This window comes from Micromonospora sp. NPDC048040, from assembly GCF_055587185.1.
The window spans coordinates 1-6,438 of the sequence record NZ_JBVJGT010000117.1; the positions used below are offsets into that span (position 1 = coordinate 1).

Annotated in this window: 1 protein-coding gene; it reads left to right on the forward strand. The window is 75.8% G+C overall.

The genetic code is table 11. The annotated features are described in order from the left end of the window. Positions 1-102 precede the first annotated feature (102 nt). The coding region (locus ACZ6O2_RS36205; RefSeq protein ID WP_466026173.1) for an SDR family NAD(P)-dependent oxidoreductase at positions 103-6,438 on the forward strand (6,336 nt) is incomplete at its 3' end.

Consider the following 6,438-nt stretch of genomic DNA (forward strand, 5'->3'; position numbering starts at 1 on the left):
AACCGAAAGGCTATCTGTTCCACAATCACCCCCTGGCCAAACAAAAGGGATTTGGCGCTCGAAGGTTTGCCCCACAAGCGCGGAAAAACACATCTCCCCCCGATGACCCTGCCGCCGGCGGCGCCACGGCCGGCCGGCCGTGCCGTGCCCAGCCTGCTGCGCGACCTGATCCGGGCCACCGGCCCGGCCCGGCGCGCGGTGGGCCGGGGCCCGGCGGACACCGCGTCCGTGCGGGACCGGCTGGCGACGCTCAGCCCGGCGGAACGGCGCGGCCACCTGCTCGACCTGGTGGCCGCCAGCGTGGCCGCCGTGCTCGGGCACCGCTCGGCCGAGAGCGTCGACACCCAGCGCGCCTTCAAGGAGCTGGGCTTCGACTCGCTCACCTCGGTGGAACTGCGCAACCGGCTGTCCGCCGCGACCGGGCTGCGGCTGCCCGCGACCGTGGCGTTCGACTACCCCGCCCCGGTGGTGCTCGCCGAGTTCCTCGACCGGGAACTCGGCGGCGCGGCGGCGGCGGACCGTCCCGTCGCGGTCGCCACGGCCGCCGCGCTCGACGAGCCGATCGCCATCATCGGCATGGCCTGCCGGTTCCCCGGCGACGTGCAGACCCCCGAGCAGCTCTGGGACGTGGTCACCGCCGGCGCCGACGTCATCTCGCCGTTCCCCACCGACCGGGGCTGGAACCTGGACGACCTGCGCGCCGACGGCGAGGACGTCACGTCCGTACCGCGCCAGGGCGGCTTCCTCCACGACGCCGCCCAGTTCGACGCCGCCTTCTTCGGGATCTCGCCCCGGGAGGCCCTCGCGATGGACCCGCAGCAGCGGCTGCTGCTGGAGACGTCCTGGGAGGCCTTCGAACGGGCCGGCATCGACCCCCACTCGGCGCGGGGCAGCAGCACCGGCGTCTACGTCGGGCTCATCTACCACGACTACGCCTCCCAGGCCGCCGGCACCACCGACGAACTGGGCGGCCACGTCGGCAACGGCAGCGCCGGCAGCGTCGCCTCGGGCCGGATCTCGTACCTGTTCGGCCTGGAGGGCCCGGCCGTCACCGTCGACACCGCCTGCTCGTCGTCGCTGGTGGCGCTGCACCTGGCGACCCAGGCGCTGCGGCAGGACGAGTGCCGGCTCGCGCTCGCCGGCGGGGTGAGCGTCATGTCCACCCCCGGCATGCTCACCGAGTTCTCCCGGCAGCGCGGCCTGTCGGCCGACGGCCGGTGCAAGGCCTTCGGCGCGGGCGCCGACGGCACCGGATTCGCCGAGGGCGTCGGCATGCTCCTGCTGGAGCGCCTCTCCGACGCGCAGCGCAACGGCCATCGCGTCCTCGCCGTCGTCCGCGGCAGCGCGGTCAACCAGGACGGCGCCAGCAGCGGCCTGACCGCGCCGAACGGCCCCGCCCAGCAGCGGGTGATCCGGCAGGCCCTCGCCAACGCCCGGCTCGCCACGACCGACGTGGACGCCGTCGAGGCGCACGGCACCGGCACCGCCCTGGGCGACCCCATCGAGGCGCAGGCGCTGCTCGCCACGTACGGGCAGGGCCGGCCGCAGGACCGGCCGCTGTGGCTGGGGTCGGTCAAGTCGAACATCGGCCACGCCCAGGCGGCGGCGGGCGTCGCCGGCGTGATCAAGATGGTGCTGGCGATGCGGCACGGCGTGCTGCCGCCCACCCTGCACGTCGAGAAGCCGTCCCCGCACATCGACTGGACGGCCGGGGCCGTCGCCCTGCTCACCGAGGCGCGGCCGTGGCCGGCCGCCGACCGGCCCCGCCGCGCGGCGGTGTCGTCGTTCGGCATCAGCGGCACCAACGCGCACACCATCATCGAGCAGGCGCCGGAGCCCGCCGCGGCGCCGGCCGCGCCGCCCGCCACGACGGCCCCGGGCGACCTCGTCGCCTGCGTCCTCTCGGCCCGCGACGACGCCGCTTTGCGCGAGCAGGCGCGCCGTCTGCGGACCCTGGCCGACGACGAGCCGGACCTGACCGTCGCCGACATCGGCCGGGCGCTCGTCACCGGCCGGACCGCCTTCGAGCACCGCGCGGTGCTGCTGCCCCGCGACCGCGACGGCCTGCTCGCCGCCCTCGACGCCCTCGCCGACGACGAGCCCTCGGCCGCCGTCGTTCGGGGGGTCGCCAGGAGCGGTCGGACCGCCGTCCTCTTCTCCGGTCAGGGCGCGCAGCGTCCCGGCATGGGTCGCGAGTTGTCCGGCGCGTTCCCGGTCTTCGCCGCCGCGTTGGACGAGGTGTGCGGGCACCTGGATCCGTTGTTGCCGCGTCCGCTGCGTGAGGTGTTGTTCGCGGAGGCGGGCACGGCCGAGGCGGAGCTGTTGGACCAGACGGTGTTCACCCAGGCCGGGTTGTTCGCCGTCGAGGTGGCGCTGTTCCGGTTGGTCGAGTCGTTCGGGGTGGTGCCGGACCTGGTGGCCGGGCACTCCATCGGCGAGATCGCGGCGGCGCACGTCGCCGGCCTGTTCAGCCTGGCCGACGCGTGCGCGCTGGTCGCGGCGCGCGGCCGGCTCATGCAGGCCCTGCCCGCCGGCGGCGGCATGCTCGCCGTGGCCGCCCCCGAGGACGCGGTGGCCGAGTCGATCGCCCCGCTCACCGACCGGGTCGGCGTCGCGGCGGTGAACGCCCCGACCGCCGTGGTGGTCTCCGGCGACGTCGAGGCGCTCGACGGGCTGGAGCGGACCTGGCGGGAGCGGGGCGTCCGCACCCGCCGGCTGACCGTCAGCCACGCCTTCCACAGCCCGCTGATGGAGCCGATGCTGGGCGAGTTCCGGCAGGTGCTCGACGGGCTGACGTACCACTGGCCCGTCCTGCCGATCGTGTCGAACCTGACCGGCCAGGTCGCCGACCCCGACGAGATCGGCACCCCCGACTACTGGGTCCGGCACGTCCGGGAGACGGTCCGGTTCGCCGACGGGGTCGCGAGCCTCCGCGAGCGCAACGTGCGTACGTTCCTCGAACTGGGCCCCGACGCGGTGCTCGCCGGCATGGTGGGCGCCTGCCTGCCGGACGACGGGACCGCGTCCTCGGCGGCGGTCGTGGCGACCCTCCGCCCCGGCCGGCCCGAGCCGGTGTCGCTGGTCAACGCGCTGGCGGAGCTGCACGTCAACGGCGTGCCGGTCACCTGGACCGCGCTCCTGCCGGGCGCGACCCGCCCGGTCGACCTGCCGACGTACCCGTTCCAGCGGCAGCGCTTCTGGCCGGCCGTGGGCCGGCTGCGCGCCGGCGACGTCACCGGCGCCGGCCTCGGCGTGGCCGGGCACGGGCTGCTCGGCGCGGCCGTGGACCTGGCCGGCGACGACGAGGTCGTGCTGACCGGCCGGATCTCCCTCGCCACGCACCCCTGGCTGGCCGACCACGTCGTCTCCGGCGTGACGCTGGTCCCGGGCACGGCGCTGGTGGAGCTGGCCGTACGCGCCGGCGACGAGGTGGACCTGCCCCGGCTGCGCGACCTGACGGTGCTGGTGCCGCTGGTGCTCCCCGAGTCCGGCGGCGTACGGATCCAGGTGCGGGTGTCCGCGTCGGAGTCGCCGCAGCGTCCCGTCGCCGTCTACTCGCGCCCCGACGACGACCCGGAGGCGGGCTGGACGCAGCACGCGGAGGGCGTGCTGGAGCCGGCGACGGCGGACGAGCCCCGGTTGGCCGCCTGGCCGCCGGTTGGCGCCGCCGAGGTGGACCTGGCGGGCTGGTACCCGGCGCTGGTCGAGCACGGCCTGCGGTACGGGCCGGCGTTCCAGGGGCTGCGGCGCGTCTGGACCGGCGGTGACGACGTGTTCGCCGAGGTGGTCCTGCCGGACGACGCGGCGGCCGAGGCCGCCCGGTTCGGCGTGCACCCGGCGCTGCTGGACGCCGCCCTGCACCCGATCGGGCTGCTGCCCGGCTCCGAGGAGTCGGGTGGGCCGCGCGTGCCGTTCGCGTTCGAGGGCGTGCAGGTGCACGCCTCGGGCGCCGGCGTGCTGCGGGTGCGGTTGAGCCGCAACGGCTCCGGAGTCCGGCTGACCGCCTGCGACGAGGCGGGCGCGCCGGTGGTGTCGGTCGACTCCCTCGTCCTGCGGGAGCTGACCGGAGTGGCCACCGCCAGCGCGGCGTCCCGCTCGCTGTTCGAGGTGGCGTGGCAGGCCGAGGAGGCCGACCCGGTCGACGACGCGTCGGGCTGGGCGGTGCTGGGCGGGCCGGCCCTGCCGGGCGTCCCCGGCGGCCCCTCCGCCGAGACGATCAGGCAGTTGCGGGCCGCCATCGAGGCCGGCATCACGCCGCCGCGCCTGCTGCTGTTCACGCCGACCGGCGCGAACGCCGACGACGCCGACCCGGCGGAGACCGTACGCACGGTGACCTCCGACGTGCTGGGCCTCGTGCAGGCGTGGCTGGCGGCCGACGTGCTGGCGGACTCGAAGCTGGTGGTGCTGACCCGGGGCGCGGTGGCGGTCCGCGACGAGGACCGGGTGACCGATCTGGCGGGTGCGGCGGTGTGGGGTCTGCTGCGGTCGGCGCAGTCGGAACACCCGGGCCGCATCGTCCTGGCCGACGTCGACGACGCGATGAACCCGGGCGTGCTGGGCACCCTGGCCCGGTTCGCCGCCGACCCGGCCGGCGGCCAGCTGGTCGTCCGTTCCGGCGCGGTGTCCGTGCCCCGTCTGGTGCGTACGGTGGCGCCCGCGCCGGCCGACGGTCCGGTGGTGGGCGACGGCGCGGTGCTGGTGACCGGTGGTACGGGTGCGCTGGGCGCGTTGGTGGCGGAGCACCTGGTGTCGGTGCACGGGGTGCGGTCGCTGGTGCTGGTGTCGCGGCAGGGACCGTCGGCCGAGGGCGCTGGCGAGCTGTCGGAGCGGTTGACGGCGCTGGGCGCGTCGGTGCGGGTGGTGGCGTGTGACGTGACGGACCGGGGCCAGGTCGACGCGCTGGTCGCCGACATCACCGCCGAGGGCCGGCTGGCGGGCGTGGTGCACACGGCCGGCGTGTTGGACGACGGGGTGGTCGAGGGGCTCACCGCGGAGCGGCTCGGGGCCGTGTTGGCACCGAAGGTGTCGGCGGGCTGGTGGCTGCACGAGGCGACGGCGTCCCTGGATCTGGATTTGTTTGTGGTGTTCTCGTCGGTGGCGGGGGTGTTGGGTTCGCCGGGTCAGTCGGCGTATGCGGCGGGTAACGCGTTCCTGGACGGGTTGGCGGTGTATCGGCGGCAGCTCGGGTTGCCGGCGGTGAGCCTGGCGTGGGGCATGTGGGACACCGCCGGCATGGCCGCGTCGATCGGCGGCACCGACCGGGCCCGCACGGCGCGCGCCGGACTCCGGCCGATGAACGCCCGCACCGGCCTCGAACTGTTCGACGCCGCCGCGGGGGCGGAGCGGGCGGTGCTGGTGCCGGCCGTGATCGACGTACCCGCGCTGCGGGCGGCGGCCTCCGGTGCGGTCGTACCGCCGATGCTGCGCAACCTGGTCGACGTGGCGGCGACCCGCCGCCGGGCCGGGCAGGGCGGTGGCGGCTGGGCCGACCGGCTCGCCGGCCTCAGCGCGGAGGACGGCCTCGCGCAGGTGGACCAGCTGGTGCGCGGCCTGGTCGCGCAGGTGCTGGGGCACGGCGGCGCCGAGGCGGTGCCGGCGGACCGGGCGTTCCGGGACCTGGGCTTCGACTCGCTGACCGCCGTCGAGCTGCGCAACCGGGTGAACGGCGCGACGGGCCTGCGGCTCACCTCCACCCTGGTGTTCGACTACCCGTCGCCGCAGGTCCTGGCGGCCCACGTGTACGCCGAACTCGTCGGCGGCCGGCTCGGCGCCGTCGCCTCCGACGAGCCGACGGTCGGCGACGCCGACGAGCCGATCGCCATCGTGGGCATGGCCTGCCGCTACCCCGGCGGGGTCGAATCCCCCGACGAGCTGTGGAAGCTGGTCAGCACCGGCGGGGAGGGCATCGGCGAGTTCCCGGCCGACCGGGGTTGGGACCTGGAGTCGCTGTACGACCCGGATCCCGACCACGCCGGCACCTCGTACACCCGGCACGGTGGCTTCCTGTACGGGGCCGCCGAGTTCGACCCCGGGTTCTTCGGCATCTCGCCGCGCGAGGCCCTCGCCATGGACCCGCAGCACCGGCTGCTGCTGGAGGCGTCGTGGGAGACGTTCGAGTCGGCGGGCCTGGACCCGGCGGGCCTGCGGGGCAGCCGGACCGGCGTGTTCGCGGGCGTGATCTACCACGACTACGCGACGCGGCTGATGGAGATGCCCGACGTCGAGGGCTACGTGGGGACCGGTAACTCCGGCAGCGTGCTGTCGGGTCGGGTGGCGTACACGTTCGGCCTGGAGGGGCCGGCGGTCACCGTGGACACGGCGTGCTCGTCCAGCCTGGTGGCGCTGCACCTGGCGGTGCAGGCGCTGCGCAGCGGCGAGTGCGACCTGGCCCTGGCCGGTGGCGTGACCGTCATGGCGACGCCGGGCACGTTCGTGGAG